Consider the following 26,514-nt stretch of genomic DNA (forward strand, 5'->3'; position numbering starts at 1 on the left):
CTTGATGTGTTGCCTGCCCTCCTAAGTACCTACCTGCCAGCCCAAGCGCGCCAATTATCAGCGCTTCAAACTGTCTGCTTTGTTCCAGTCGGGTTCTTCGTTCGACCAACGGTGGTCGTCGTCACTGGAACGTTTAAATTTTGCACGGCTCTTACTCCGTGTCGCTTGTAGGAACACCTAATAATGTCTACTCAAATCCACACTCAGGATGCCATTCGCACCCTAACCAACGCTTTTGCACCAATGAACTGCCTGATCATGGCCGCTCGCAAAGGCTGCTTCAGCTTCACTCTGGTCAACGAACACGGCATCGCTCGTCACAGCGAACGCCTGTACCCCGATCAATACTCCAGCGCTGAACCGCTGCAGGCCGTGATCGATCGTACTCGCCAGGCACTGGTTGCCTGAGACGCCAGAAAGACTGAAAACCGCAAAAGCCCTGCTCAAAAAGCGGGGCTTTTTATTGCCTGATATTTCTCTTTTCTCCCTCTCGGCCTAAGTACTAACCGATATAACGGTTATAACTGGCTGCCGGAAATATTTTAAAAACAGGCCTTTACGGCGCGAATATGACACTACACTTCAACTCAAGCGGCTTGATCCGCTTCCGGCGAGCCTGAGTCGATTCACTGCTGCCAAAGCCCCCCATTCAGGTATCGCCGCCCATTTCATGTTTCGAGGGCTTTATGGGTATCGCTGCCAGCGAACTGTGCCGTTATGTGATTCGCCCGACCTTGATCTACCTCGGGCGCCATAGCGCAACTGCCGAATCCCTGCTGCTGGGCATCGCCGCCAGCCAGTCAGCCCTTGGCTCCGCCCTGCATGACCGCCGTGGACATGGCCTGTATAGAATCGCCGAACCCCGCCACCGTGCCCTCTGGGATCACTACCTGGCCCTCGACCCTGAACGGGCGAGCCTGGTGCGTGGCCTGGCCAGCCAGCACGCCTTTTTAAGCAGTCCGCACCTGGAATTGACCGTCAACCTGCGTTACGCCACCGCCATCGCCTGGCTGCTGGTAGAAGAGCAAAACACTCCCCTCCCCGATCCCGATGATGTGCTGGGCATGGCCCGAATCTGGCGCCAGACCTTCCAGCCCCAGGGACGCCTGCGCGACTTCACTTGCGCTTGGCAGACCTGTGTTTCATCGCTGAATCAGGTCGCTTGCTGACCACCCGGTTGCACAAGATCCCACAACCGGTAGCGATTCTGGTCTGATTGTCCTACAAAACCGCTCTAACTCAACCCATACAGGCTATAGCGCTGGGACGAAAATGTTGGTAATTTTCGCCCCGGTGATCACCAGGAGTTCTAATAATGAAAAAAGTAATGCTCAAAACCACCCTTAGCCTCGCCGTTACCTTGGCATCCACCCAGCTCTTCGCAAGTGGCTTCGCCATCAACGAACAAAGCATCAGCGGTATGGGTACAGGTTTTGCCGGGCGATCTTCATCTGCCGATGACGCAAGCACAATTTTTGGCAACCCTGCCGGCATGTCGCGCATCAAGCGCGAACAAGTGACCGGCGGCGCTGCAATGCTCGATGCACACACCGATATCAGCAAGTCCAGCTCCAGCCCTAACGGCGGCAGCCACGACGGCGACATGGTCCCGTTCATCGCCGTACCGATGGGCTACTACGTCAAGCCTATCGATGACAAATGGGCAGTCGGTGTTGGCGTGTACGCACCGTTCGGTCTGGTGACCGATTACGAGCACGGTTTTGCCGGCCGCTACTTCGGCAGCACCAGCGATGTAAAAGTCGTGACCCTGCAACCGACCGTGAGCTACGCCTTCAACGACAAGGTGTCGATCGGTTTCGGTCCGACCATCAACCGTATCGACGGCAAGCTGGAATCGAACCTGTCGATTACCCAGGCAGCTCCAGATGGTGAAGTGAAGATCAAAGGCGACGACACCGCGCTGGGCTACAACATCGGTGTACTGGTTCAAGCCACCGACAGCACTCGTGTCGGCCTGACTTACCACTCGAAAGTGAAGTACAAGCTGGAAGGCAACACCAAGGTCAACTACGGCGTCCTCGCTGCCGTGGGCCAGAACCCAAGCCAGAAGTACGACGCATCGCTGGACCTGACCACCCCTGAATCGGTGGACTTCTCGGTTACTCATCAGCTCGACGACAAGTGGACCCTGTACGCAGGCAGCACCTGGACGCGCTGGAGCCGCCTGAAAGAAATCACCGTCGAAAACAAAGGTGTTCCGGCCATCCTCAACGGTCAATTCGGTTCGATTACCGAAGAACAGAACTGGCACGACACCTGGGCTCACGCCATCGGCGCGTCCTACCAGCTGAACAAGGAATGGGTACTGCGTACCGGCCTGTCCTTCGACCAGGCACCGACCAACAACGTCGACCGTTCCCCACGTATCCCGACTGGCGATCGCAAGATTTTCAGCCTGGGCGCCGGCTGGAGCCCGACCGACGACCTGACCATCGACGTGGCGTACTCGTACCTGCGTGAAGAGTCGGTCAAGGTCGCCAACAGCAACGATCGTGGCCAGAGCTACGACGCCAAGTATCAAAACTATGCAAACGGTTTTGGTGTAGGCGCGACCTACCGCTTCTGATGATTCAAGGCGAGCCTGAATCGCTCGCTGCCTGAATCGAAAAAGCCCCGCTCTCTTGTCCAGAGGCGGGGCTTTTTAGTGGGCGTCGATCAGGGTTTCGAGGCCAGGGCTTTTTCGACGGCTTCGATGAACTCAGGGTCGTCGGGCTTGGTCAGGCTGGAGAAATTGGCAATCACCTTGCCCTGGCGATCAACCACGTATTTGTAGAAATTCCACTTCGGCGCGCTGCTTTGCTCGGCGAGGATTTTGAACAAGTGAGTCGCGTCGGCACCGCGAACGTTCTGCGGCTCGGTCATGGTGAAGGTCACGCCGTAGTTGACGTAGCAGACCTTGGCGGTCTCAGCGCCGTCCTTGGCCTCTTGCTTGAAGTCATTGGACGGAACGCCGATCACCTCCAGCCCTTGGTCCTTGTAGCGCTGATACAGCGCCTCAAGGCCTTTGAACTGTGGGGCGAACCCGCAGAAGCTCGCGGTGTTGACCACCACCAGCGGCTTGCCGGCGAAACGCTGGCACAGATCGATGGATTCCTTGGCGCGCAACTTGGGCAACGAGCCCTGCAACAGCTCCGGACAATCGGCCGCTTGCGCCAGCCCGGTGAACGCCATCAGCAACGCGGGGACTGCAAGCCAGCGTTTGAGCATGTCGGTACATCCTTGAGAAGTCGTCAGAAGGTGACGTTACTCGCCCTCGCAACCCCCTAGCAAGCACCCATGCCCAGCTGCATCAACGCCAGCCCGCCCTGGTGCCAGCCCCACCACGCCAGGGCCAGCAACAAGGCGCCGCCGGCGGCGACAATGATCCGTGGCCAGAGACTGTTCATATCGCACTCATTTGGGTTTGCAACCGCGCCACCGGCCGCTCGCGCACTGGCCAGTTCAGGGCGGCTGCCAACAGGCTCAAGAGTATCGCCACTTGCCAGATCAAGTCGTAGCTCCCCATCCGGTCATACACCACCCCGCCCAACCAGCCGCCGAGGAACGAGCCTAGCTGGTGGAACAGGAACACAATCCCACCGAGCATGGACAGGTTTCGCACACCGAACAAGGTCGCCACGGTGCCGTTGGTCAATGGCACCGTGGACAGCCACAGGAAGCCCATGGCCATGCCGAACAAGTACGCCGTAGTCGTCGTGACCGGCGCCCACAGGAACAACCCGATCACCACCGCCCGCAGCAGGTACAAACCGGTAAGCAAACGCGGCTTGGACATCCGCCCGCCGAGCCAGCCTGCCGTATACGTCCCGAAGATATTGAACAACCCGATCAACGCCAGCACCGTGGTGCCGACGCTGGCCGGCAGGTGTTGGTCCACCAGATAGGCCGGCAGGTGCACGCCGATGAAGACCACCTGGAAACCGCAGACAAAAAAGCCGAACGCCAGCAGCCAGAACCCGGAGTGGGAACAGGCTTCACGCAAGGCTTCGGACAGGGTTTGTTCATGCCCGAGGGTCGGCAATGGCGTGTCCTTGAGCATGCTCACCAGCGGCACGATCAGCGCCACCAACAGGCCCAGCACCAACAACGCGGCGGACCAGCCGAGCCAGCCGATCAACCCCAACGTACCGGGCAACATGGCGAACTGGCCGAAAGAACCGGCGGCGCTGGCAATGCCCATGCCCATGCTGCGTTTCTCCGGCGGCACCGCGCGACCGACCACGCCGAGGATCACCGAGAACGACGTACCGGACAAGCCGATGCCGATCAGCAGGCCGGCGCTCAGGGACAAGGTCACGCCCGAGTCGGCAAAGCCCATGCAGATCAAGCCCACGGCGTACAACACGCCACCGACCAGCACCACTTTGGCTGCGCCGAAGCGGTCAGCCAAAGCACCGGTAAACGGCTGCGCCAGGCCCCAGATCAGGTTCTGCAAGGCGATGGCAAAGGCAAACGTCTCACGGCCCCAGCCGAACTCGGCACTCATGGGCGCCAGGAACAGCCCGAAGCCGTGGCGCACGCCCAAGGACAACGCGAGTATCAGCGCACTCCCCACCAATACCCAACCGCAAGTACGCCACATCGATGTCATTCTTATTCTCCGGTAGCGGGTATATACCCGCTTAAGATCGAAAAAACCGGCCTCAAGCCAGTTCGTTCAGCAATTTGATCAAGGTTTCACGTTTTTCGGCGCCCAGCCGATCGATCAACCGTTGCTGCGCCGCTTCCCACGCCGGCAAAGCGGCTGCCAGGCGTTCGGCGCCGGCCTCGGTGAGCCTCACGATGCGATTGCGCATGTCCTCGCCCTCGACCATCGCCACCAGCCCTTCGCCCTCCAGCACCCGAAGATTGCGCCCGAGGGTGCTGCGGTCCAGGCCCATGGCCTCGGCCAGGGTGGAAATACTCGGTTGATCCAGTCGCTGCAGGTTACACAGCAAAGAATACTGGGCGACGTTGATCCCGAAGCCGTCGAGAGCGCCGTCGTAATGCCTGCTGACGCCACGGGCGGCGCGACGCAGGTTGGTGCATAAACATTGAGAGTCGAGCATGGTGCGTGTATATACCCGCGGTTGAATGAAAGCAAATTTTTGATACATCTGGCCCCGTAGGAGCGAGGCTTGCCCGCGAAGAACGCACCGCGGTATCGCAGGCACACCGCGTTATCGTTCTTCGCGGGCAAGCCTCGCTCCTACGGGAGCAGCGCTAATCCAACGAGCAGCGTCATTTCCAGCAATTCCAACAACGCCCCCGCCGTATCGCCGGTGGTGCCGCCCAATCGCCGCATCATCACCTGCCGCAACCAGACAAACACCACCGTCGCCAGCGCGAGCGCCACCAGGCCGTTGAAAAGGCCGGCGATCAACACGCAAACCAGCGCACTGACCGCCAACACCTGCCAACCGGCCTGACGCGGCAGATGATCCGCCAACGCCTGCCCCAACCCGCCGGCGCGCACATAAGGCGTGGTCAGGAACAACCCCAACAACGCCGCCCGCCCGATCAACGGAACGATGACCAGCACAATGCCGTGCCCCTGCTCGATCAACGCCAGCAACGCGGCAAATTTCAGCAGCAACACCAACACCAGCGTCACCACCGCGATCGGACCGCTGCGTGGATCTTTCATGATGGTCAGGGTGCGTTCGCGATCACCAAATCCACCGAGCCAGGCATCGGCGCTGTCGGCCAGGCCATCCAGGTGCAACGCGCCGCTGAGCAAGACCCAAACCGTCAGCAGTAGCGCGGCGTGCAACAACAGCGGCGCGCCCGACAACAGCCCGTTCAACGCCCACAACAAACCGCCGAACAGCAGGCCGACCAGCGGATAAAACAGCAGCGAACGCCCCAACGCCTGAGGCGCCGGCATGCCCGGCAGACGAATCGGCAGGCTGCTCAAAAATTGCAGGGCGATCCAGAACGGCAACATGATCAGAGCGCTTCCCGTAACAACGGGCCGGCGCCGACCGTCAGCGAATGCAACGACGCGTGGGCGACTTCAACGTTGAGCAACTGCTCGCGGGGCAAGCCACGGGCCTGGGCCAGCAGCAACTTCATGACGCCGCCATGGGTGATCAGCAATACCCGCTCGCCGGCATAGGCCGCGTGCAGCCGCTCGACCGCCGCCAATACTCGCGCAGAAAAGTCCGCCACTGGCTCGGCTTCGGGCGGGGTAAAGGAATACGGATCGGTCCAGAACCGCCCCAACGCTTCGGCACTGGTTTGCATCAGCACCGCCGTGCTCTGCCCTTCCCACGCGCCGAAATGCAGTTCTTGCAGGTCTTTTTCCAGCTGCACCGGCAGGCCGAGTTGCGCGCCAATTTCTTCGGCAAACCGCGCACAGCGCTGCAACGGCGAGCTGACCAGACGATCCCACGGCCCCTGCCCGATCACTGCCGCACGTAACTGCGCCCAGCCCTTGTCGGTCAGCGCGTCGTCGAGGCTGCCACGCAAGCCGCCACCGAGCTCGGTCTCGCCGTGGCGCAAAAGATCCAGGCGCAAAGTCATGCCGGACGGTCCGCCACGGCCGCTTCAGCGAAGGTCGCCATCTGCCCATGAAGATCGCAGGCCAGGCGCAACAACGGCACCGCCAACGCCGCCCCACTGCCCTCGCCCAGACGCAGACCCAGATCCAGCAACGGCTCGGCGTTCAGGGTTTCCAGCACGTGACGATGGCCCGGCTCGGCGCCGCGATGGCCGAACAGCAGCCACTCGCGGCACTCTGGATTCAAACGCACCGCCACCAACGCGGCAACGCTGCAAATAAAGCCGTCCACCAACACCGCTACACCTTCCTGGGCGCAGGCGAGATAGGCACCGACCAACGCCACAATCTCAAACCCACCGAGGTTGAACAGGGTTTGCAGCGCATCGCCGCGTTGAGCGCCGTGCAACGCCAAAGCGCGTTCAATCACTTGCGCCTTATGGCTGACACCCGCCGCGTTCAACCCGGTGCCCGGCCCGGTCAGGTGTACCACCGGGCAATCCAGCAACGCGCAAGCCAGGGCGCTGGCGGCGGTGGTGTTGCCGATACCCATTTCGCCGCCGATGAACAATTGCGCACCGTTGGCAATGGCGCGTAATACGCTGTCGCGACCGGCCTGCATCGCCCGTTCGCCTTGAGCGACGGTCATGGCCGGGCCGTTCACAAAGTTGGCCGTGCCGGGGCCGACGTTCAGATGGCGCACGCCAGGCAGGTTCAACGACGGTGTGACAGTGCCGAGATCGACCACTTCCAGTTGCGCGCCCAACTGCCGCGCCAACACGCTGATCGCCGCGCCGCCGGTGACGAAGTTGTGCAGCATCTGCCCGGTGACTTCCTGGGGAAACGCCGACACCCCTTCCGCGACCACGCCATGGTCACCGGCAAAAATCGCGATCCACAGCTGATCGAGGCTCGGCTTGACCTGTCCCTGCAACCCGGCCAGTTGCACCGCTACCGCTTCCAGTCGACCGAGGGAGCCGGCCGGTTTGGTCAGTTGCTGTTGCCGGGCCTCGGCCTGTTCGACGACGGCCGCATCGATCGGCTTGCACGGGTTCAGCCACCAGGATTGAGTCATAACGCAGTACCTTTCAGAGTCAGGGGCAGGCCGGCGACGGTCAGGACAACACGCTGACAGCGCTCAGCCAGGGCTTGATGCAGCCAACCGGCTTCATCGACATAGCGGCGAGTCAATTCGCCCAGCGGCACGACACCCATTCCGGTCTCGTTGCTGACAAAAATGATTTCACCCGGCAGCGAGGCCAGGCAGTCCAGCAAGGCATCGCGCTCGGCCATCAGGCGCTCGGGGTTATCGAGCATCAGCAGATTGGTCAGCCACAGGGTCAGGCAATCCACCAGCAGGCAACGCTCGGCGCGGGCGCTTTCGCGCAGGACGCGGGCCAGTTCCAGGGGTTCTTCGATCAGCGCCCATTCGGCGGGGCGACGGGCGCGGTGATGGGCGACCCGTTCGTTCATCTCGCCGTCCAAAGGTTGGCTGGTGGCGATGTAGGTGACCTGGAGTCGACTGTCGGTGGCGAGTTTTTCAGCCAGGCGGCTTTTGCCGGAGCGGGCGCCGCCGAGGATTAGTTGGAGCATGGTTCATTCCTTAAAATCGTCGGTGTTGTTGCGGGCCTCTTCGCGGGCAAGCCTCGCGCCTGTAGGAGCGAGGCTTGCCCGCGAAGGCGCCCTCAAAATCACCTCAAAACCCACAGAGCTCACGCAACAGCGCGGTATCCAGATGCTTCTCCACCAAATCCGCCAACCGCTCGATATCGCGCTCGCGCAAGGCGTGATAATCCACGTCCTGCACGTCCTGCAATCCAGCCCAACGCAACAGCGCGCTGCTCGCCGCAGGTGATTCAAATAGGCCATGCAGGTAGGTGCCGAAAATCTGCCCGTCGAGGCTTTGCGCGCCATCACAGCGACCGTCATCCAACTGCACCGCCGCATGCTCCAGTGCCGGCCCGCTGGTCACGCCCGCGTGGATTTCATAACCACTGACTTCGGCATTCTCCAACGCCAGCCGCCCACGCACATTGCGCAACTGCTTCTCTTCTTCGAGCAAAGTTTCGAAGGCCAACAACCCCAGCCCGGCGCTGGAACCCGGCGCGCCTTCGAGACCCAATGGGTCATGAACCTGTTCGCCAAGCATTTGCAGGCCGCCGCAAATCCCCAGCACTTTGCCGCCGTAGCGCAAGTGTCGGGAGATCGCCGTGTCCCAACCGTTGGCCCGCAGGTACGCGAGGTCGCTGCGCACGCTTTTCGAGCCCGGAAGAATCATCAGGTCAGCGGCGGGAATCGCCTGGCCGGGGCCGATGAATTGCAGGTCCACTTGCGGGTGTAAACGCAGCGGATCGAAATCGGTGTGGTTGCTGATGCGCGGCAACACCGGCACCACCACTTTCAACACTTGATCAGCCTTGTCGGTCTGGCGCTGGTCGATGCCGTCCTCGGCTTCCAGGTGCAGGTCCATCACATACGGCAGCACGCCGATCACCGGTTTGCCGGTGCGTTCTTCGAGCCAGTCGAGGCCCGGTTGCAGCAACGCGATGTCACCGCGAAAACGGTTGATGATGAAACCTTTGACCCGCGCCTGCTCGCTGGGCGACAGCAGCTCCAGCGTGCCGACCAAATGGGCGAAAACCCCGCCGCGATTGATGTCGGCGATCAGCACCACCGGGCAATCCACCGCTTCGGCAAAGCCCATGTTGGCGATGTCGCCGGCCCGCAGATTGATCTCCGCCGGCGAGCCCGCACCTTCGACCATCACCACCGGATACGCCGCGCTCAGCCGTTCGTGGGAGGCCAGCACCGCTTGCATCGCGATGGCTTTGTAATCGTGATAGGCCACGGCGTTCATGGTGGTGACGGCGCGGCCATGGATGATCACTTGGGCGCCGGTATCGCTGTTGGGTTTGAGCAGTACCGGGTTCATGTCGGTGTGCGGCTCCAGATTGGCGGCCTGGGCCTGCACCGCTTGGGCGCGACCGATCTCGCCACCGTCGGCAGTCACGGCGCTGTTCAACGCCATGTTCTGCGGCTTGAACGGCACGACACTGACGCCATGACGCGTAACCCAGCGACACAACGCCGTCACCAACGTGCTTTTACCGGCGTCGGACGTGGTGCCCTGCACCATCAACGTAGTCATTGGCTTTCCTTGGCGAAGGCTTGCAGCGCTTGTTCGAGACGGGCTTCTTCGGCGGCATCGGCGGGCAAGCCGAAACGCAGGCTGCTGTTGTTCGTGAACAAGCGCAGCAGGATGCCGCGCCGGGCCATGAATTCGTGCAGCTTTTCGGCGCGTTCGGTGATCAGCCATTGAAACAAGGCGCAACCGCCCTGGGGTTTGAGGTCGTAGCGCTCCAGCAACGCGGCCAAACGCTGACTGGCCTCATCACTGCGCAGCCGTTGCCGGGCATGGCCTTCGGTGTCTTGCAAACAGGCTTGGCCCAGCACTCGGGTCGGGCCGCTGACGGCCCAAGGTCCGACTTGCTCGGCCAGCAATTTAAGCAATTTGCGCTCGGCCAGGACAAAGCCCAGCCGCACCCCGGCGAGACCGAAAAACTTGCCGAAGGAGCGCAACACGATCAAACCGACCTGATTGGCAAACGGCGCGATGCTCAGCTGCGGCGTGTTATCCATGAACGCTTCGTCCACCACCAGCCAGCCGCCGCGCTGGGCCAGCCGCGAGTGCCAGTCGAGCAGGCGACTCGGGCTCAGGCTCAGGCCCGTCGGGTTGTTCGGGTTGACCACCACCAGCACATCGAGGCGGTCGAGAAAGAAATCGACTTCCTGCTCCAGCACTTCGCGCACGATGTAACCATTGCGCCGCCAGGCTTCGGCGTGTTCGGCGTAACACGGCGACAGCACGCCGACCTTGCCGGCCCGACGCAAACGCGGCAGCAACTGGATCGCCATTTGCGAACCGGCCACCGGCAGCACTTGCGCGGCGCCGTAATAATCGCAAGCGGCCTGCTCCAGACCGTCATCGGTTTCCGGCAGGCGCGCCCAGGCCCGCAGCGGAATCTCCGGGATCGGAAACGGCCACGGCGCCAGACCGCTGGAGAGGTCGAGCCAATCGGCTTCGGCGATGCCGTATTCGAGCGCTGCCTTGCGTAAACGGCCACCGTGCTCAAGCATAGAATTCAGCTCCCACACAGAGAATCAGCAGCCATAACCATACGCCGCGCTGGACCAATTGCCAGCCACGGTCGATGGAGTCGGCATCCGCCGCCGGGCCTTCGCCCAGTTGTGGACGCTGATGCAGTTCGCCGTGATAAATCGCCGCCCCGCCCAACTCGACCCCCAGCGCCCCAGCACCGGCCGCCATCACGGGGCCGGCGTTCGGGCTGTCCCAGGTCGGGCCTTGAGTGCGCCAGCATTTCAGTGCGAGTCGGGTTTTACCCAGCAGCGCGTAGGTCAACGCCACCAGGCGTGCAGGAATGTAGTTGAGGACGTCGTCGATCTTCGCCGCCGCCCAGCCGAAGCGTTCGAAACGTTCGTTGCGATAGCCCCACATCGCGTCGAGGGTGTTGCTCAGACGATAGAGCACCACGCCCGGCGCACCGGCCACGGCAAACCAGAACAGCGCGGCGAATACTGCGTCGCTGCCGTTTTCCAGGACAGATTCGGTGGCGGCGCGGGCGACTTCGGTTTTATCCAGTTCGCTGGTCTGGCGGCTGACCAGATAACCCACGCGTTTGCGCGCGTCTTCCAGATCATCGCTGCGCAGCGCCTTGGCCACCGGCTCGACGTGTTCGCCGAGGCTGCGCATGCCGAGGGCGCAATACAGCGCCAGGATTTCCACCAGCCAACCGACATAAGGCGCCCATGAAAGCGCCGTGGCCAACAGGGTCAGCGGCAATACCGCGATCACCCACGCGGTGACGCCATGACTGCGCCAGCCGCGGCCACCGGAGTTGAATCGTTGCTCGATGCGATCGGCAAAACCGCCGAACGCCACCAGCGGATGCCAGCGTTTGGGTTCACCCAGCAGCGCATCCAGCGCCACGGCGGCGACACTCAGCAACGCCACACTCATTGACTCACTCCCCAATAATTTTCGTACAGCAGCTCACTGAGCGGACGCGCCTGCGCCCAGCCTTCGAGCACCAGCATCGGAGCCGGATAGAAGGCCTTGACCGGGCCCAGGCACAACACAGCCAGCGGCTTGGCACCGGCGGGCAAACCCAGCAGGTCGGCCAGGGCTTGCGGCTCGAACAACGAGACCCAGCCCATGCCCAATCCTTCGGCGCGGGACGCCAGCCACAGGTTCTGGATCGCGCAGGACAGCGAGGCCATGTCCATTTCCGGCAAGGTGCGACGGCCGAAGATGTGGCGCTCGCGGTCGTCCATCAGCGCGGCGACCAGCACTTCGGCGCAGTCGTTGATGCCTTCGACCTTGAGCTTCATGAATTCATCGGTGCGCTCGCCGAGGGCTTCGGCGGTGCGGATGCGTTCTTCTTCCACCAGTTGCTGGATCTGTCCGCGCAGGGCTTTATCGCTGATGCGAATGAAGCGCCACGGCTGCATCAGACCGACGCTGGGCGCCTGGTGCGCGGCTTCGAGCAGACGCCGCAGGAGTTCGGGTTCGACGGTGCCGCCGCTGAAGTGACGCATGTCGCGACGTTCGCCGATGGCGCGGTAGACCGCCGCGCGCTCAGCCGCGCTGAACGCAAGATCCTCTGGCTTCATGGCTTGAACAACGCCGCCATCGCTTGCGGGTTGGACGGGAAATAAAAGTGCACGTAGGAAGCGGTCATGCGCCCGTCCCGATAAACCGCTTCGGCCCCGCGCCCGCCGTTGGGGCTCAGGCCCCGGGCAATCGGCTCCAGCTCGGTGCTGGTCAACGAGTGGTGATAGGTGTGTCCGCGCAACAAGCCCTCAGGCAGTTCCACGGCTTGCAACGCCAACGCGGCCAGACGCTTTTGCATCACGGCGTCCCCGGCCAGCAAGCCGACCAGTTCCGCGCGGGTGCCTTCGACATCGGTCAAGGAATCGAGCAGGTACAACATGCCGCCGCATTCGGCGAGCAAGGGTTTACCTGCTTGATGGTGCGCACGGATTGCGCTCAGCATCGAAGTGTTCTGCGCCAGCGCCACATGGTGCAGTTCCGGATAACCACCCGGCAGGTACAGGCTGTCAGCCTCCGGCAATTGGGTATCGCGGATCGGCGAGAAGAACACCAGCTCGGCACCCATCGCCCGCAGTAGATCCAGGCTGGCGCCGTAGGTGAAGGCAAACGCTTCGTCACGGGCCACGGCAATGCGCACGCCTTTGAGTAACGGTTCAGCAGTGATCACGTCCGGGGCGGCGAATTCGACAGCGGGTGGCAGCGCTACCTCGCAACTGCTGGCCAACGCATCGGCAGCGGCATCGAGGCGCAGATCAAGGTCGTTCAACTCGCTGGCCTGGACCAGACCGAGGTGACGGCTCGGCAATTCGATCCCGGTTTCCCGGGACAGCGCGCCGTACCAGCGCAGGCCTTCGGTGAGGCTGCCTTCGAGCAATTGTGCGTGACGCAAGGTGCCCACGCGGTTGGCCAGGACGCCGGCAAACGGCAAGTCCGGTTGATACTTCGCCAGCCCCAACGCCAAGGCGCCAAAGGTCTGGGCCATGGCGGTGCCGTCGATCACACCGAGTACCGGCACGCCGAAATGCCGCGCCAGGTCAGCGCTGGACGGCGTGCCGTCGAACAGGCCCATTACACCTTCAATCAGAATCAGGTCGGCTTCACCCGCCGCTTCCCACAACAGCCGACGACTGTCCTGCTCGCCGACCATCCACATGTCCAGTTGATACACCGGCGCACCGCTGGCACGCTCGAGGATCATCGGGTCGAGGAAGTCCGGGCCACATTTGAACACGCGCACTTTACGCCCCTGATTGCGATGCAAACGGGCCAGCGCGGCGGTGACGGTGGTCTTGCCCTGGCCGGAGGCCGGCGCGGCAATCAGTACTGCCGGGCAGTGACGGGGTTGACTCACAATTCGACGCCTTTTTGCGCTTTGATCCCGGCCTGGAACGCGTGCTTGATCACGCCCATGTCGGTGACGGTGTCGGCCAGCTCGATCATCTCCGGCTTGGCGCCGCGACCGGTGACCACCACGTGCTGCATCGGCGGGCGGGCCTGCAAGTCGCTGAGCACTTGATCGAGATCGAGGTAGCCGTGCTTGAGGGCGATGTTCAGTTCATCCAGCACCACCAGGCCGATCGACGGATCGCGCAGCAGCTCGCGGGACACTTCCCACGCGGCTTCGGCGGCGGCGATGTCACGCTGACGGTCCTGGGTTTCCCAGGTGAAGCCCTCGCCCATCACATGAAAGCGCACTTGCTCCGGGAAGCGGCGGAAGAACAGCTCTTCGCCGGTGCTGTTACGCCCCTTGATGAACTGCACCACGCCGCACTGCATGCCGTGGCCCATGGACCGGGCGAGCATGCCGAAGGCCGAGCTGCTTTTGCCTTTGCCGTTGCCGGTCAGCACCAGCAGCAGGCCGCATTCGTTCGGCGAGTTGGCGATGCGTTCGTCAATCACGGCTTTTTTGCGCTGCATGCGCGCCAAGTGGCGTTCGTCACGATCGGGGGTATCAGTCATGGGGGAGCTCTCCGTTGAGGCTGGATAACGGCGGGCAGGCACAAGAATAGACGGCAAGAAGCCTGGCATCGCCCACCGTGATGCCGCTGGATGGATCAGGCCGGTCTCCGGGCTCATGAGCGGTTTGCACCGGACTGCGCGCCTTCCCATGTTTTTCAACACAGTGGCTCTAGGCGCAGTTTTTCACTCATTTACCGTTGCGGGGGCAGCGCCGGGATCGTGATTGTGCACACGTGGGGCAAATCACTCACCGGCTTCCCTGTTTCACTCTGTCGACCGCAGCCACAGAGCACCTGAAACAAGCCGCGAAGGTTAGAGGGTTGGGGGTGGAGCGTCAATTAAAGCCGGGACGCCACTGGGCGAATAACTGCCGTCGATCAATTATCTGCCGCTATTCTTGTGCCACAGGCTCAGCGATGATATCAAAGAGCCACATCTCACAACACAATAACAAGGGTGAGCCACATGCAAGGCATGATCATCAGCAATCCGAAGCTGGAATTCCTGCGCCCGCTGCTGGAACGCTGGTTTGACTGTATCGACCGCTACAACGCCGTGCGCGGCGACAACGATACGCCGTACTGGTTTGACGAAAAGGCCAACCTCAGCCTGCTGTCGGCGGCGGCCTGGATGGCGGAAATGGTCACGCTGCAACAAACGCCGACCCGCAAGCAGGTCGAAGAAGGCGAACGCAATGCCCGCGCCGACCTGTTTATCGCCACCAGCGACGAACGTGCTTACCTCCAGACGACCCAGCGCTGGCCCAAGGTCAACAGCCTGAACCTGACACAAGCCCTGGTCGATATCACCAGCGACGCCAAGCGCATCAGCTACGCCAGCGACCTGAAACTCGGCTGCCTGTTCGTCGCCCCGCAAAAGGCCCAGCAAAGCGCGACCCCGGAAGAACTCCAGGACATGGTCGACGACCTGCAAAAGGAACACACCTGCGCCGTGGCCTGGTATTTCCCCTACGCCTACCGCAAATTGCGCAACGAAGCCGGCCACTATCACCCCGGTATCGCCGTGCTGTTCAAAGAGCCCCGTGGTTGACGGGTTGAACCATCGCGCTTTTTTACTTCTCTATGATTAAACAGTGCATTCATAGGGAAGATCAGCATGCGCAAGCCCCAGCTCGTTTTCGTCATCGCGCTCGCCGGAGGGCTTGTTGCCTGCGGCGAGCATTCCAGCCTGCAAGTCACGGACGGCACCGGCCCTTCGCCCAAGTTGCCAGAACCGAACAAAACCCTGATCCCGACGGTGAACATCGCCCCGGCGATCGGCTGGCCGGCCGGTGCCAAACCCACCGCTGCAGCCGGCACGCAGGTGGCAGCGTTTGCCGAAAATCTCGATCACCCGCGCTGGCTCTACGTGCTGCCCAACGGTGATGTACTGGTGGCCGAAACCAACGCGCCGCCCAAGCCCGATGACGGCACAGGCATTCGCGGCTGGGTGATGAAGAAAGTCATGGGTCGCGCCGGTGCCGCCGTGCCGAGCCCCAACCGCATCACGCTGCTGCGGGACAAGGACCACGATGGCGTGGCCGAAACCCGTACGGTGTTCCTGGAAAACCTCAACTCGCCGTTCGGCATGACCCTGGTCGGCAATGACCTGTACGTCGCCGACACCGATCGTTTGCTGCGTTTTCACTATGAAACCGGCGATACGGCGATCAAGTCAGAGCCCATGAAGGTCATCGACCTGCCGGGCGGCACGCTGAATCACCACTGGACCAAGAACGTCATCGCCAGCAAGGACGGGAGCAAGCTGTACGTGACCGTGGGCTCCAACAGTAACGTCGGCGAAAACGGCCTGGACAAGGAAGAAGGTCGCGCGGCGATCTGGGAAGTCGACCGCGCCACCGGCAACCACCGAATCTTCGCCTCCGGCCTGCGCAACCCCAACGGCATGGGCTGGGAACCGAATAGCGGTGCGCTGTGGACCTCGGTCAACGAGCGCGATGAAATCGGCAGCGACCTGGTGCCGGACTACATCACCTCGGTCAAGGACGGCGCCTTCTATGGCTGGCCGTTCAGCTATTACGGGCAGCACGTCGATGTGCGCGTCGAACCGCAGAACCCGGACCTGGTGGCCAAAGCCATCGCCCCGGACTACGCCGTCGGCCCGCACACCGCCTCGCTGGGCTTTACCTTTGCCGAAGGCAGCAAGTTGCCGGCACCGTTTACCAACGGCGCTTTCGTCGGCCAGCACGGCTCGTGGAACCGCAAACCACACAGCGGCTATAAAGTGATTTTCGTACCGTTCACGGCGGGCAAACCGACCGGGGCACCGGTGGATGTGCTGACCGGGTTCCTCGACAAGGACGAAAACGCCTTGGGCCGGCCGGTGGGTGTGGTGATCGATCAGCAGGGGGACTTGCTGGTGGCGGATGATGTGGGGAACAAGGTGTGGCGGGTTTCGGCAGTTAAATAAACAGCAAAAAAAATCGCAGTCTTCGGCAATCCATTGTGGAAGCTGCCGAAGGCTGCGATTTTTCAACAGGCACTTACCGTTTGCGGCACAGCGTCAATCCATCGCCAATCGGCAATAACGACAAATCCACTCGTGCGTCACCCTTCAAGGCTCGATTCAGCGCTTGAATCGCCCGCGTGTCCGCACTGTCGGGATTGCTCTCCAGCACCCGCCCACTCCACAACGTGTTATCGAACACCGCCAAACCACCCACCCGCAATAAACGCAGGGCGTGTTCCAGATAACTCGGGTAGTTGGCCTTGTCGGCATCGATGAAGATCAGGTCAAACCGCCCTGACAGTTGCGCAAGGGTTTCCAGCGCTGGCGCCAGGCGCAGGTCGATGCGCTCGGCCAGGCCTGCCTCCTGCCAGTAACGCACGGCCGTGGCGTTGTAGTCGCCAGGGATATCGCAACAGATCAGCGAGCCGTCATCCGGCAGCGCCGCCGCCATGCACAAGGCGCTGTAACCGGTGAAGGTGCCCACTTCCAGCAAACGCCGGGCGCCGGTGAGCTTGACCAGCAAGGCGAGGAACTGCCCCTGCTCCGGCGCTACCTGCCAGCGCGCCGTGGGCAGCGCCTGGGTTTCATCGCGCAAACGCTTGAGCAGCGGCGTTTCCCTGAGGGAAACGTCGAGCAGGTAGCTATAGAGGGAATCGTCGAGATTGAGCGTGCGAGCGGTCATGACAACCTCTTGCCGGGAAAATTACTGATTACGCGCCAGGTGCTCAGGTTGCAAGACGCGTTTGGCGCTCAGGTAGGCTTTCTGCCAATAGGCTTTGGACAGGCTGTCGAGCTTCACCGTGCCGCCGGTGGCCGGGGCGTGGACGAAGCGGCCTTCACCGACATAAATTCCGGCGTGGCTGACTTGGGAGCCGCCGTTGGTGGCGAAGAAGATCAGGTCGCCGGTTTGCAGGCCTTCCTTGCCGACATTGGCCGCTTGCATGCTGATCATCTCGCGGGTGGTGCGCGGCAGGGAAATGCCGGTGACGTCACGGTAGACGTAACCGATCAGGCCGCTGCAATCGAACCCGGAATCCGGCGTGTTGCCGCCCCAGCGATACGGCGTGCCCACCAGGCCCAAGGCGCGGAACAACACGTCTTCGGCTTCAGGCGAGAATGGTTGGGCGGCACTGAAAACAATCGGCGCACGAACCACAGGCGCAGATGGCGGTGGTGTGCGGCTGGCGCAGCCGCTGAGCAGCGCTGCGAAGAACATCAGGGTGAGGCGGGCTGACATTGTCATAAGCAAAACACCTGATCGGGCTGCGGCTTTTTCTGTCGGAAGGACAGAAAAGAAAACCGCCTGCGCTGGGCGCAGGCGGTTTGCCATCAATAATAGATCAGGATTCTAGCGCCTATGCGCCAAACTTCAAGTAAGACTTTAAGTTCGCCTTACATAAAGTGTGCTTACTTGCGAGCAGTGACCACGGTCGGAGCCATCGCGAGTGCGCGCTTGGCTTCGATGAAGGTCTTGCTCCAGTAGCTGTCGCCCAGGTTATCGACCCGCACGCCACCGCTTTTGCGGCTGCTGGAGTGGATGAACTGGTCATCACCGAGGTAGATACCGGCGTGACTGACGCGACCGCGACGACCGTTGGTGGCGAAGAACAGCAAGTCGCCAGGCTTCAGGTTGTTGCGCGACACCAGAGGGGCGTCCACGTTGATCATTTCGCGAGTGGAGCGCGGCAGGTTCATGCCGGCCTCTTCACGAAACAGATAGCCGATGAAACCGCTGCAGTCGAAACCGGCTTCAGAGGTACCGCCGAAACGGTAACGAGTACCGATCAGGGACATGCCACGTTCGAGGATGCTGTCGGCCAGAACCGGAAGCTGGTAGGACTTGCCATCGGCGAAGTCTGCCAGTTCCTTTTCGGTGGCCACCTCTTCCTGATAAAGAACGGAAGATTGGGCGGTAACAGAGTTTTTAACCTGCTGTTGAGGCGCCTGCTGGGACACTGGAGAGTGAGCAGCGCAACCGAACAACAGGGTGACGAGTGCGAGAGGCACGAGGGGTGCGAAGCGATTTAGCATGGGCACGACCGTGGCTGATAGTTGTAAAGAAGCCGAGACTATGCCCGCTATCAACCTCATTTGCAAATTCAATCGATCTTTTTGTGACTTCTCGGTTTCTCGTTTACATCTAAGCGCTTAAGCCCATTTTGAATGTTTGCGCAGCCTGCCCCCCTGCAGGAAAGCGGATTTTCTGGCGCCTGGAATATGCCAAAACCCGCCGCAGGCCCCGGATTTACCAGCCTAGGGTTTCTTTCAAGAAGGGGATGGTCAGCTTGCGCTGGGCTTGAAGCGAAGCCTGATCGAGACGTTCAAGCAGCTCGAAAAGCGCACTCATGCTGCGGGTACCGCGAGTCAGGATGAAATGCCCGACTTCGTCAGTCAGGTGCAAACCGCGACGGGATGCGCGCAACTGCAGGGCACGCAATTTGTCTTCGTCGGAGAGTGGGCGCATCTGGAAGATCAGCGCCAGGGTCAGGCGCGATTTGAGATCCGCCAGCTTCACCGGCAGTTCACGCGGCGAGGTCGAAGCGGCAATCAACAGACGCCGACCGCTGTCACGCAGACGGTTGAACAGGTGAAACAACGCCTCTTCCCAATCCGCCCGGCCGGCGACGGCTTGCAGATCATCAAGGCAGACCAGTTCGTATTGTTCGAGGTTGTCGAGGATTTCAATGCCGCGATCCAGCAACTCAGCCAGCGGCAGATACACCGCCGGTTCGCCCATCTGCTCGAAGCGCAGGCATGCCGCCTGCAACAAGTGCGTGCGCCCTACCCCGTCCTTGCCCCAGAGGTAAATCAGGCTTTCGGTCCAGCCGGCGTCGGCTTCGCATAGCCGCTCGACATAGCCGAGTGCAGCGGCATTGGCGCCTGGGTAGTAATTGATAAAGGTAGCGTCATCACGCAGACGCACACCTAGGGGCAGCTGAATCGGTTTCATGCTGACTGAACAGTTCCAAAGGAACCGTTAGTGGCCTCTGTGTAAAGTTTGCGAAGTTTATACCCGTGGGGCAGCCCGCACAATGCGGCAGACCACAAGCAAAATCAAAGGTTTGCGTTAATGCACTGGTTTTATGGCAGTTTCTTTGGCGGTGCATGTGACAGCCACCGGAGGGAATCGGGCCAGCCTGGCAGAAAACCAGGCCGCCCGTCATGGGGGATCAGACGACTTTACAGGTCGGGTTCGTCGACCCCGCTGTACACATCCGAATCTTTATACAAATCATGCAGATGGCGCACCAGCACCATGATCACCGCCGCCACCGGCAACGCCAGCAGCACGCCGGTAAAGCCGAACAGCTCGCCACCGGCCAGAATCGCGAAAATCACCGCCACCGGGTGCAGGCCGATCCGGTCGCCGACCAGCAATGGCGTGAGCACCATGCCTTCCAGCGCCTGCCCGACCATGAACACCGCGACAATGCCGAGCATCGGGTAGAGGTCGCCATGGAACTGGAACAGTCCAGCGATCAGCGCCGCGCCAATGCCGATGACAAAGCCCATGTACGGCACGATTGCCGCCAAACCGGCAATCAGGCCGATCAACAGCCCCAGCTCCAGCCCGAGCAGCATCAAACCGGCGGCATAGATCACGCCCAGCGCCAGCATCACCAGCAACTGCCCGCGCACAAACGCCCCGAGCACTTCATGGCATTCGCCGGCCAGGGTCACCACGCGTTCTTCGCGATCACGGGGTAGCAGGCTGCGGATCTTCGCCATCATCAGGTCCCAATCGCGCAGCAGGTAGAAACTCACCACCGGGATCAGCACCAGATTCGCCAGCCAGCCGATCAGCGCCAGCCCGGAAGCCGTCGCCTGGCTCAGCACCACGCCGACAATGTCGGTGGTCTGGCCCATGTGTTCGCTGATCGCAGCCTTGAGCTTGTCGAACTTCCAGAAGTTATCCGACAAGCCAAACTTCGATTGCGCCCACGGCAACGCGGTGTGCTGCAACCAATCAAGCATCTGCGGCGCGAGTTCGTACAAGCGGAACAACTGCTTGGCGAGCAATGGCACCAGCACCAACAGCAACGTGGTGAAGATCAAGGTAAACAGCGCAAACACCGCCACCACGCCCCAGGTCCGTGACAGACCGGCCCTCTCCAGGCGATCCACCAGGGGATCGAACAGATAGGCCAACAGCAGCGCCACCAGAAATGGCGTCAGGATCGGATGCAACAGCCAGACAAACGCGCAGAGCAGGACCACCCCACCCAACCAGAACCACCGCCGCGTATCGGCCATGTACAACTCCCTATGCATCTATATAAAGAAAGAACACCTTACCAACGGAATCGCAACTGCGGCACAGGTGCCGGAGCCGGCGCTGCGACGGGCGCCGAACCGTCGGCCACTGGCGCCACCGGCGTGACCGGTGCAGGCGCCTCACCGGCCGGCACCTCTTGCAACTTCGCCAGTGACAACTGCGAGCGCAACTGCTCGGCACTGCCGTTGATGCGATAAACAACACGGTCGCCGTCGATACTGAAAAGGCGCCCGCCGAAAGGATCGAGTAAACGGCCCAACGCCGCATAGCGTTCCAGGTTCATGCCCTGCACTTCAAGCAGTTGTTCGCTCGACGCGCCGGCCTTGACCACAAAACGTGGCGCCAGGCGCTCAGCCACCGCCAGCATGACCGCATCGGTCACCGCCGCCTGGTCCGCGCCCTGCACACTGCCCGCTTCCTTCTGGTCGCCCAGCCACAAATGCCACTTGGCCTGCCACTGGCCGCCCTCTTCATGGGCATGCACCGCCAGCAAGGCGTCCGCGTTGTAGCGTTCCGAGGCACCGCGCAAGGGGGCCGCATCGCTGCCTTCAAGATTGGGGGCCGTGGCCACCAGTTGCTCACTCAAATCCGCCAGCGGCAGGCGCAATGGCAAACCGCGGTGTTGCGCTGCGCGCCGCAATGGCGCCGCGCTGGCCTGGCCGTCGCCCACCAGGCTCGAACCCTCGGTGGAGTCATTCAACCACCAGCCCAGGATCGACGGCCGATTCGCGCCCCACAACGACAGCCCGGCACGGCGCAGCGCCTGATCGGTGGTGGCCGGGTCGAAATCGACCTTGAGCACTTCCGGCGGCCCGGCGTCAAAGCCGTACTGGCTGATGATTTGCTGCGGGTCTTTGCGGATCGCCGCCAACCCCGGGTTTTGCACAGACTTGGGATCGCCGGTGAGGCGCAGCACCAATGTATCCAGCGCCGCCTGGGTCGCTTGATCGCGGATCTCCGGGCTCTGACCGCTGACCGGCTGGCGGACCTGATAAAGATTTTTCACGGGTTCGGCATGACTCGCCAGGGTGACAAGCGACAAACAACCGGCAAACATAAATTTAGAAAAAAAACGCATGGAAGATTCCTGACGACAAGAGCGGCTGGAACTGGCCGCGTGAACGTATGGAGCAAGGCTGTGACCATCACCCCGCGCAAAACATTCACCCGGCCTCGATAAGTTTTTCACACTGTCATAACGATAGACGGTTAATGGCGATACCTTATACAGGCATGAGCGACGCCACCCACACGGGCAATTGCGGTTTTTTTAACGGGATATGCCCCTGCCGTCGGCGCGAGGATGGCCGCTGCCTCTCAAGCCTGATAAAATCGCGCGCCTTCGCAGACCGGCAACAGCCGGGCAGTGTCGGAATAGCGCGCAAGGCTTTCGCCTACGTTGTTTCGGCGGCCCTAATGGACTCGGTCGTTACCCCTGAATCCCCCCTAAAGGCCTGGATCATGAGCAAGCAACCCTCCCTGAGCTACAAGGACGCCGGTGTAGACATCGACGCCGGTGAAGCATTGGTCGAACGCATCAAGAGCGTCGCCAAGCGCACTGCGCGCCCGGAAGTCATGGGCGGCCTGGGCGGTTTCGGCGCCCTCTGCGAAATCCCGGCCGGCTACAAGCAGCCTGTGCTGGTTTCCGGCACCGACGGCGTCGGCACCAAGCTGCGCCTGGCGCTGAACCTGAACAAGCACGACAGCATCGGCATCGACCTGGTCGCCATGTGCGTGAACGACCTGGTGGTGTGCGGCGCCGAGCCGCTGTTCTTCCTCGACTACTACGCCACCGGCAAACTCAACGTCGAAACCGCGACCCAGGTCGTGACCGGCATCGGCGCCGGCTGCGAACTGTCCGGCTGCTCCCTGGTCGGCGGCGAAACCGCTGAAATGCCTGGCATGTACGAAGGCGAAGACTACGACCTGGCCGGCTTCTGCGTCGGCGTCGTGGAAAAATCCGAGATCATCGACGGTTCCAAAGTCGCGGCCGGCGATGCCCTGCTCGCCCTGCCGTCTTCCGGCCCGCACTCCAACGGCTACTCGCTGATCCGCAAGATCATCGAAGTCTCCGGTGCCGACATCGAAAACATCCAGCTCGACGGCAAACCGCTGACCGACCTGCTGATGGCCCCGACCCGTATCTACGTGAAGCCGCTGCTCAAGCTGATCAAGGACACCGGCGCGGTCAAAGCCATGGCCCACATCACCGGTGGTGGCCTGCTGGACAACATCCCGCGCGTACTGCCAAAAGGCGCGCAAGCTGTCGTTGATGTCGCGAGCTGGACCCGCCCTGCGGTGTTCGACTGGCTGCAAGAGAAAGGCAACGTCGACGAAAACGAAATGCACCGCGTGCTGAACTGCGGCGTCGGCATGGTCATCTGCGTGGCTCAAGAGCACGTTGAAACCGCGCTGAACGTGCTGCGTGAAGCCGGCGAGCAGCCTTGGGTCATCGGTCAGATCTCCACCGCTGCCGAAGGCGCGGCCCAGGTCGAACTGAAGAACCTCAAGGCTCATTAATGTCTGTCACCTGTGATGTGGTGGTGCTGTTGTCCGGCACCGGCAGTAACTTGCAGGCCTTGATCGACAGCACGCGGACCGGCGACAGCCCGGTCCGCATCGCTGCGGTGATTTCCAACCGTGCCGACGCCTACGGCCTGCAACGCGCCAGGGACGCGGGTATCGACACCCGCGCCCTGGATCACAAGGCTTTCGAGGGCCGCGAGGCCTTCGACGCCGCGCTGATCGAACTGATCGACGCCTTCAATCCCAAACTCGTGGTACTCGCCGGTTTCATGCGCATTCTCAGCGCCGGTTTCGTGCGTCATTACCAGGGTCGCCTGCTCAATATCCATCCCTCGTTGCTGCCCAAATACAAAGGGTTACACACTCACCAGCGCGCGCTGGAGGCCGGAGACACCGAGCACGGCTGCTCCGTGCACTTCGTCACCGAGGAACTCGATGGCGGACCTCTGGTCGTACAGGCAGTAATACCGGTAGAGTTGCACGATTCGCCGCAGAGTCTGGCGCAGCGGGTCCACGTTCAGGAACACCTGATCTACCCGATGGCCGTACGCTGGTTTGCCGAAGGTCGTTTAGCCCTCGGCGAACACGGTGCTTTACTGGATGAAAAGTTACTCGCGGCCAGCGGCCACTTGATTCGAACCTAGGAGATATTATGCGTCGCGCCTTGCTCTTCGCTTGCGCTCTGCTCGCCCTGCCCTTCGCGCAGGCCGCAGACCTTCAACCCTTCTCCGCCAGCTACACCGCCGACTGGAAACAGCTGCCCATGAGCGGCACCGCCGAACGCAGCCTGGTCAAGGGCGCCAACGGTGTCTGGACGCTCAGCTTCAAGGCGTCGATGATGATCGCCAGCCTGTCCGAACAAAGCACCCTGACCCTGGACAAGGACACCTTGCTGCCTCAGTCCTACCACTTTGAACGTGGCGGCCTGGGCAAAGCCAAGAAGGCAGACCTGGACTTCGACTGGACCGCCAAAATGGTCACCGGCACCGATCGCGGTGACCCGGTCAAGATCCCGCTCAACCGTGGCATGGTCGACAAATCCACTTATCAGCTGGCCCTGCAACACGACGTGGCCGCTGGCAAGAAAAGCATGAGCTACCAGGTCGTCGATGACGGCGAAGTCGATACCTATGACTTCCGCGTGCTGGGCCCGGAAAAAGTCGACACCAAGGCTGGCCAGATCGATGCGATCAAGGTCGAGCGCGTACGCGACCCGACGCAAAGCAAACGCATCACCGTGATGTGGTTCGCCAAGGACTGGGATTACCTGCTGGTCCGCCTGCAACAGGTTGAAACCGACGGCAAGGAGTACAACATCATGCTCCTGGACGGTACGGTCAACGGCAAGGCTGTCAAAGGCAGCTGATCCGGATCAACACAAAAAGCCCCGCGATTGCGGGGCTTTTTTTTGCCGATTGTTCCCACGCGGAGCATGGGAACGATGGATTAGACCGAAAACCGCGCCACCATGCTGTTCAAATCCACCGCCAACCGCGACAACTCCTGGCTCGCGGCACTGGTCTGGTTCGCCCCCGCCGAGGTCTGCAACGCCAGATCACGAATGTTCATCAAATTGCGATCCACCTCCCGCGCCACCGCTGCCTGCTCCTCCGAAGCGCTGGCGATCACGATGTTGCGCTCGTTGATCAACGTGAATGCCGATGCAATCTCCTCCAGCGCCACCCCCGCCGCCTTCGCCACTTCCAGGGTCGAGCGCGCCCGGCTATTGCTCTGTTGCATCGAGCTGACGGCCGAATCGGTGCCTTGCTGGATGCCGCTGATCATCTGCTCGATTTCCTGGGTCGACTGTTGCGTGCGATGGGCCAGCGCCCGCACCTCGTCCGCCACCACGGCAAAACCGCGCCCGGCATCCCCCGCGCGGGCCGCTTCGATCGCCGCGTTCAGGGCCAGCAAATTGGTCTGCTCGGCGATCGAGCGAATCACATCCAGCACCTTGCTGATGCCATAGACCTTCTGCGCCAGGTCCTCGACCTGGGTCGCGTTGGCGGTGACATCGTCTGCCAGGGATTCGATGGACAGCACGGTCTGATGCACTTGCTCACGGCCGTGCTGGGCAATCCGGTCAGACTCTCGGGACGCTTCGGACGTGGCCACCGCGTTGCTCGCCACTTCTTCCACCGCCGCGGTCATCTGATTGACCGCCGTGGCGGCCTGTTCGATTTCCAGGCTCTGCTGGTGCAAGCCACGGGTGGCGTCTTCCGTAACGCAACTGAGTTCCTCCGAGGCCGAGGCCAATTGGCTGGACGAGTCGGAAATGCGCCGAATAGTCTCGCGCAGGCTCTGCTGCATGCTCTTGAGCGCATGGAGCAATCGCGCCGGCTCGTCCTTGCCGGTGATGCTGATATCGCCCGTCAGGTCGCCGCCCGCCACAATCTCGGCCACCCGCAACGACTGGGACAGCGGCAGGACGATGCTGCGGGTCAACAATAACGCCAAGCCAATGGTCATCAGTGCCGCAATGGCGACCATCACCCCGACCCACACCCGGGAATTGCTGAACACCAGACGCGCCGCTTCGGTCGCCAGGTTGGCGTTCTGTTTGTTCAGTTCCACCAGGGATTTGAGGGTGACGGCGATGTCATCGGCCAACGGGCTCATCTCGTCATTGACGATGACCGCTGCCTCCTCAACCCGCCCTTGGCTGGACAGGTTCATCACCTGCCCCTGGAATTGCAGGTATTTTTGCTCCGCCGCTTTAAAGCGATCAAACAGCGAGCGCTCTTCGGGCAGCACGATCAACGCGTTATAGCGTTGCTGTGCATCGCCGAGCACGCCTTTGAGTTCATTGAGCTTGCCGACATTCTGGGCCAACGCCTGGGGATCGCGGTTGATCAGCAGGCGCATGGTCAAGGCACGCAGCCGCAGCATGTCCTGACTCATTTCCCCGACAGCCATCACGCTGGGTAGCCAGTTGTTATCGACCTGGTCGGATTGAGCCCGCATGTTCGACATTTGTTGCAGGGCGAACGCCCCCAAACCGAACACCATCAATGCCAACAGGCCAAAACCCAGGCTCGCGCGCGGCGCAATATTGAGATTTCGGATACTCATTGCTTTGGTTCCTTCCAATGAACACTGCATTTCCCTACAGCGGGTTGCCTTAGAAGGTATCGGCCCCGGGAAATTTTG

Annotated in this window: 29 protein-coding genes and 1 riboswitch; of the genes, 8 read left to right on the forward strand and 21 right to left on the reverse strand. The window is 61.6% G+C overall.

Going from position 1 to position 26,514, the window contains the following annotated elements:
* The first annotated feature begins 183 nt into the window (after positions 1-183).
* From FQ192_RS00605 to FQ192_RS00615, 3 genes are all read left to right on the forward strand, one after another.
* Entirely contained in the window at positions 184-408 is a 225-nt protein-coding gene (locus tag FQ192_RS00605; protein WP_003214941.1) for a hypothetical protein, read from the forward strand.
* Positions 409-686: 278 nt separating this feature from the next.
* Complete coding sequence (locus FQ192_RS00610; RefSeq protein ID WP_133836569.1) at positions 687-1,169, forward strand: hypothetical protein; 483 nt, start codon at positions 687-689, stop codon at positions 1,167-1,169.
* 146 nt (positions 1,170-1,315) lie between these two features.
* Entirely contained in the window at positions 1,316-2,587 is a 1,272-nt protein-coding gene (locus FQ192_RS00615) for an OmpP1/FadL family transporter (RefSeq protein WP_149656934.1), read from the forward strand.
* Between the two features lie 89 nt (positions 2,588-2,676).
* Here FQ192_RS00615 and FQ192_RS00620 read toward each other — a convergent pair whose 3' ends face one another.
* The 14 genes from FQ192_RS00620 to cobO form a co-directional block, all read right to left on the reverse strand.
* Positions 2,677-3,228, reverse strand: a complete 552-nt coding sequence (locus FQ192_RS00620; RefSeq protein WP_149656935.1) for a glutathione peroxidase — start codon at positions 3,226-3,228, stop codon at positions 2,677-2,679.
* Between the two features lie 56 nt (positions 3,229-3,284).
* A complete protein-coding gene (locus FQ192_RS34265; protein WP_256672180.1) occupies positions 3,285-3,407 on the reverse strand; it encodes a hypothetical protein in 123 nt (40 codons plus the stop codon).
* The gene (locus tag FQ192_RS00625; RefSeq protein WP_149656936.1) at positions 3,404-4,612 is read right to left on the reverse strand and encodes an MFS transporter; all 1,209 of its coding nucleotides are present in this window, start codon (positions 4,610-4,612) and stop codon (positions 3,404-3,406) included. Before FQ192_RS00625 ends, FQ192_RS34265 begins: the two co-directional genes overlap by 4 nt.
* Before the next feature lie 52 nt (positions 4,613-4,664).
* Positions 4,665-5,069: a MarR family winged helix-turn-helix transcriptional regulator gene (locus FQ192_RS00630; RefSeq protein WP_149656937.1), complete on the reverse strand. Its 405-nt coding sequence runs from the start codon at positions 5,067-5,069 to the stop codon at positions 4,665-4,667.
* A 140-nt stretch (positions 5,070-5,209) separates the two neighbouring features.
* Positions 5,210-5,947 carry an adenosylcobinamide-GDP ribazoletransferase gene (locus FQ192_RS00640; RefSeq protein ID WP_149656938.1) on the reverse strand — a complete coding sequence of 246 codons (738 nt, stop codon included), beginning with the start codon at positions 5,945-5,947 and terminating at the stop codon, positions 5,210-5,212.
* A 2-nt stretch (positions 5,948-5,949) separates the two neighbouring features.
* A complete protein-coding gene (gene cobC / locus FQ192_RS00645; protein ID WP_149656939.1) occupies positions 5,950-6,525 on the reverse strand; it encodes an alpha-ribazole phosphatase family protein in 576 nt (191 codons plus the stop codon).
* Positions 6,522-7,577 carry a nicotinate-nucleotide--dimethylbenzimidazole phosphoribosyltransferase gene (gene cobT / locus FQ192_RS00650; RefSeq protein ID WP_149656940.1) on the reverse strand — a complete coding sequence of 352 codons (1,056 nt, stop codon included), beginning with the start codon at positions 7,575-7,577 and terminating at the stop codon, positions 6,522-6,524. Before cobT ends, cobC begins: the two co-directional genes overlap by 4 nt.
* A complete protein-coding gene (gene cobU, locus FQ192_RS00655; RefSeq protein WP_149656941.1) occupies positions 7,574-8,095 on the reverse strand; it encodes a bifunctional adenosylcobinamide kinase/adenosylcobinamide-phosphate guanylyltransferase in 522 nt (173 codons plus the stop codon). The genes cobT and cobU overlap by 4 nt, the downstream gene beginning before the upstream one ends.
* 103 nt (positions 8,096-8,198) lie before the next feature.
* On the reverse strand, positions 8,199-9,650 hold the full coding sequence (locus FQ192_RS00660; protein WP_149656942.1) for a cobyric acid synthase: 1,452 nt from the start codon (positions 9,648-9,650) through the stop codon (positions 8,199-8,201).
* Positions 9,647-10,639 carry a threonine-phosphate decarboxylase CobD gene (gene cobD / locus FQ192_RS00665; RefSeq protein ID WP_149656943.1) on the reverse strand — a complete coding sequence of 331 codons (993 nt, stop codon included), beginning with the start codon at positions 10,637-10,639 and terminating at the stop codon, positions 9,647-9,649. The genes FQ192_RS00660 and cobD overlap by 4 nt, the downstream gene beginning before the upstream one ends.
* Complete coding sequence (gene cbiB, locus FQ192_RS00670; protein ID WP_149656944.1) at positions 10,632-11,540, reverse strand: adenosylcobinamide-phosphate synthase CbiB; 909 nt, start codon at positions 11,538-11,540, stop codon at positions 10,632-10,634. The genes cobD and cbiB overlap by 8 nt, the downstream gene beginning before the upstream one ends.
* A complete protein-coding gene (gene bluB / locus FQ192_RS00675; RefSeq protein ID WP_149656945.1) occupies positions 11,537-12,193 on the reverse strand; it encodes a 5,6-dimethylbenzimidazole synthase in 657 nt (218 codons plus the stop codon). The genes cbiB and bluB overlap by 4 nt, the downstream gene beginning before the upstream one ends.
* On the reverse strand, positions 12,190-13,485 hold the full coding sequence (locus tag FQ192_RS00680) for a cobyrinate a,c-diamide synthase (RefSeq protein ID WP_149656946.1): 1,296 nt from the start codon (positions 13,483-13,485) through the stop codon (positions 12,190-12,192). Before FQ192_RS00680 ends, bluB begins: the two co-directional genes overlap by 4 nt.
* Positions 13,482-14,093, reverse strand: coding sequence for a cob(I)yrinic acid a,c-diamide adenosyltransferase (gene cobO / locus FQ192_RS00685; protein ID WP_149656947.1), 612 nt, complete (start codon positions 14,091-14,093; stop codon positions 13,482-13,484). The genes FQ192_RS00680 and cobO overlap by 4 nt, the downstream gene beginning before the upstream one ends.
* A gap of 80 nt (positions 14,094-14,173) precedes the next feature.
* A riboswitch (cobalamin riboswitch) is annotated at positions 14,174-14,405 on the reverse strand.
* A gap of 153 nt (positions 14,406-14,558) precedes the next feature.
* On the opposite strand from cobO, the gene FQ192_RS00690 reads away from it, so the two are divergent.
* Together FQ192_RS00690 and FQ192_RS00695 are read left to right on the forward strand one after the other, a co-directional pair.
* Positions 14,559-15,143: a hypothetical protein gene (locus tag FQ192_RS00690; protein ID WP_149656948.1), complete on the forward strand. Its 585-nt coding sequence runs from the start codon at positions 14,559-14,561 to the stop codon at positions 15,141-15,143.
* Positions 15,144-15,209: 66 nt separating this feature from the next.
* Positions 15,210-16,523: a sorbosone dehydrogenase family protein gene (locus FQ192_RS00695; RefSeq protein WP_149656949.1), complete on the forward strand. Its 1,314-nt coding sequence runs from the start codon at positions 15,210-15,212 to the stop codon at positions 16,521-16,523.
* Between the two features lie 73 nt (positions 16,524-16,596).
* Here FQ192_RS00695 and FQ192_RS00700 read toward each other — a convergent pair whose 3' ends face one another.
* The 6 genes from FQ192_RS00700 to FQ192_RS00725 form a co-directional block, all read right to left on the reverse strand.
* Entirely contained in the window at positions 16,597-17,244 is a 648-nt protein-coding gene (locus FQ192_RS00700; protein ID WP_149656950.1) for a class I SAM-dependent methyltransferase, read from the reverse strand.
* Between the two features lie 21 nt (positions 17,245-17,265).
* Entirely contained in the window at positions 17,266-17,805 is a 540-nt protein-coding gene (locus tag FQ192_RS00705) for a C40 family peptidase (protein ID WP_149656951.1), read from the reverse strand.
* Positions 17,806-17,969: 164 nt separating this feature from the next.
* A complete protein-coding gene (locus tag FQ192_RS00710; protein ID WP_149656952.1) occupies positions 17,970-18,593 on the reverse strand; it encodes a C40 family peptidase in 624 nt (207 codons plus the stop codon).
* Between the two features lie 214 nt (positions 18,594-18,807).
* Positions 18,808-19,512 carry a DnaA regulatory inactivator Hda gene (gene hda, locus FQ192_RS00715; protein ID WP_054049492.1) on the reverse strand — a complete coding sequence of 235 codons (705 nt, stop codon included), beginning with the start codon at positions 19,510-19,512 and terminating at the stop codon, positions 18,808-18,810.
* Positions 19,513-19,742: 230 nt separating this feature from the next.
* On the reverse strand, positions 19,743-20,816 hold the full coding sequence (locus FQ192_RS00720; protein ID WP_149656953.1) for an AI-2E family transporter: 1,074 nt from the start codon (positions 20,814-20,816) through the stop codon (positions 19,743-19,745).
* A 38-nt stretch (positions 20,817-20,854) separates the two neighbouring features.
* Complete coding sequence (locus tag FQ192_RS00725) at positions 20,855-21,916, reverse strand: DUF2066 domain-containing protein (RefSeq protein ID WP_149656954.1); 1,062 nt, start codon at positions 21,914-21,916, stop codon at positions 20,855-20,857.
* Positions 21,917-22,299: 383 nt separating this feature from the next.
* On the opposite strand from FQ192_RS00725, the gene purM reads away from it, so the two are divergent.
* From purM to FQ192_RS00740, 3 genes are read left to right on the forward strand one after another with little or no spacing between them, the layout of a single operon-like run.
* Positions 22,300-23,358, forward strand: coding sequence for a phosphoribosylformylglycinamidine cyclo-ligase (purM, locus tag FQ192_RS00730; RefSeq protein WP_133836547.1), 1,059 nt, complete (start codon positions 22,300-22,302; stop codon positions 23,356-23,358).
* Entirely contained in the window at positions 23,358-24,008 is a 651-nt protein-coding gene (gene purN, locus FQ192_RS00735; RefSeq protein WP_149656955.1) for a phosphoribosylglycinamide formyltransferase, read from the forward strand. Before purM ends, purN begins: the two co-directional genes overlap by 1 nt.
* Positions 24,009-24,016: 8 nt before the next feature.
* Positions 24,017-24,730, forward strand: a complete 714-nt coding sequence (locus tag FQ192_RS00740; protein WP_149656956.1) for a DUF3108 domain-containing protein — start codon at positions 24,017-24,019, stop codon at positions 24,728-24,730.
* Positions 24,731-24,810: 80 nt separating this feature from the next.
* On the opposite strand, the gene FQ192_RS00745 is transcribed toward FQ192_RS00740, so the two are convergent.
* A complete protein-coding gene (locus FQ192_RS00745) occupies positions 24,811-26,436 on the reverse strand; it encodes a methyl-accepting chemotaxis protein (RefSeq protein WP_149656957.1) in 1,626 nt (541 codons plus the stop codon).
* Positions 26,437-26,514: the final 78 nt, after the last annotated feature.

Source organism: Pseudomonas sp. ANT_J12 (assembly GCF_008370045.1).
GTDB lineage: Bacteria > Pseudomonadota > Gammaproteobacteria > Pseudomonadales > Pseudomonadaceae > Aquipseudomonas.

Bases quoted from the DNA above. Each gene is read 5' to 3' on its own strand.
- cobU (WP_149656941.1), bottom strand. From the start codon at position 8,095: ATGCTCCAACTAATCCTCGGCGGCGCCCGCTCCGGCAAAAGCCGCCTG.
- purM (WP_133836547.1), top strand. From the start codon at position 22,300: ATGAGCAAGCAACCCTCCCTGAGCTACAAGGACGCCGGTGTAGACATC.
- FQ192_RS00720 (WP_149656953.1), bottom strand. From the start codon at position 20,816: ATGGCCGATACGCGGCGGTGGTTCTGGTTGGGTGGGGTGGTCCTGCTC.
- FQ192_RS00640 (WP_149656938.1), bottom strand. From the start codon at position 5,947: ATGTTGCCGTTCTGGATCGCCCTGCAATTTTTGAGCAGCCTGCCGATT.
- FQ192_RS00660 (WP_149656942.1), bottom strand. From the start codon at position 9,650: ATGACTACGTTGATGGTGCAGGGCACCACGTCCGACGCCGGTAAAAGC.
- cbiB (WP_149656944.1), bottom strand. From the start codon at position 11,540: ATGAGTGTGGCGTTGCTGAGTGTCGCCGCCGTGGCGCTGGATGCGCTG.
- FQ192_RS00620 (WP_149656935.1), bottom strand. From the start codon at position 3,228: ATGCTCAAACGCTGGCTTGCAGTCCCCGCGTTGCTGATGGCGTTCACC.
- hda (WP_054049492.1), bottom strand. From the start codon at position 19,512: ATGAAACCGATTCAGCTGCCCCTAGGTGTGCGTCTGCGTGATGACGCT.
- purN (WP_149656955.1), top strand. From the start codon at position 23,358: ATGTCTGTCACCTGTGATGTGGTGGTGCTGTTGTCCGGCACCGGCAGT.
- FQ192_RS00610 (WP_133836569.1), top strand. From the start codon at position 687: ATGGGTATCGCTGCCAGCGAACTGTGCCGTTATGTGATTCGCCCGACC.
- FQ192_RS00710 (WP_149656952.1), bottom strand. From the start codon at position 18,593: ATGCTAAATCGCTTCGCACCCCTCGTGCCTCTCGCACTCGTCACCCTG.
- FQ192_RS00625 (WP_149656936.1), bottom strand. From the start codon at position 4,612: ATGACATCGATGTGGCGTACTTGCGGTTGGGTATTGGTGGGGAGTGCG.
- cobD (WP_149656943.1), bottom strand. From the start codon at position 10,639: ATGCTTGAGCACGGTGGCCGTTTACGCAAGGCAGCGCTCGAATACGGC.
- FQ192_RS00745 (WP_149656957.1), bottom strand. From the start codon at position 26,436: ATGAGTATCCGAAATCTCAATATTGCGCCGCGCGCGAGCCTGGGTTTT.
- FQ192_RS00700 (WP_149656950.1), bottom strand. From the start codon at position 17,244: ATGACCGCTCGCACGCTCAATCTCGACGATTCCCTCTATAGCTACCTG.
- FQ192_RS00605 (WP_003214941.1), top strand. From the start codon at position 184: ATGTCTACTCAAATCCACACTCAGGATGCCATTCGCACCCTAACCAAC.
- FQ192_RS00740 (WP_149656956.1), top strand. From the start codon at position 24,017: ATGCGTCGCGCCTTGCTCTTCGCTTGCGCTCTGCTCGCCCTGCCCTTC.
- FQ192_RS34265 (WP_256672180.1), bottom strand. From the start codon at position 3,407: ATGAACAGTCTCTGGCCACGGATCATTGTCGCCGCCGGCGGCGCCTTG.
- FQ192_RS00615 (WP_149656934.1), top strand. From the start codon at position 1,316: ATGAAAAAAGTAATGCTCAAAACCACCCTTAGCCTCGCCGTTACCTTG.
- FQ192_RS00705 (WP_149656951.1), bottom strand. From the start codon at position 17,805: ATGACAATGTCAGCCCGCCTCACCCTGATGTTCTTCGCAGCGCTGCTC.
- bluB (WP_149656945.1), bottom strand. From the start codon at position 12,193: ATGAAGCCAGAGGATCTTGCGTTCAGCGCGGCTGAGCGCGCGGCGGTC.
- FQ192_RS00690 (WP_149656948.1), top strand. From the start codon at position 14,559: ATGCAAGGCATGATCATCAGCAATCCGAAGCTGGAATTCCTGCGCCCG.
- FQ192_RS00725 (WP_149656954.1), bottom strand. From the start codon at position 21,916: ATGCGTTTTTTTTCTAAATTTATGTTTGCCGGTTGTTTGTCGCTTGTC.
- FQ192_RS00630 (WP_149656937.1), bottom strand. From the start codon at position 5,069: ATGCTCGACTCTCAATGTTTATGCACCAACCTGCGTCGCGCCGCCCGT.
- cobT (WP_149656940.1), bottom strand. From the start codon at position 7,577: ATGACTCAATCCTGGTGGCTGAACCCGTGCAAGCCGATCGATGCGGCC.
- FQ192_RS00695 (WP_149656949.1), top strand. From the start codon at position 15,210: ATGCGCAAGCCCCAGCTCGTTTTCGTCATCGCGCTCGCCGGAGGGCTT.
- cobO (WP_149656947.1), bottom strand. From the start codon at position 14,093: ATGACTGATACCCCCGATCGTGACGAACGCCACTTGGCGCGCATGCAG.
- cobC (WP_149656939.1), bottom strand. From the start codon at position 6,525: ATGACTTTGCGCCTGGATCTTTTGCGCCACGGCGAGACCGAGCTCGGT.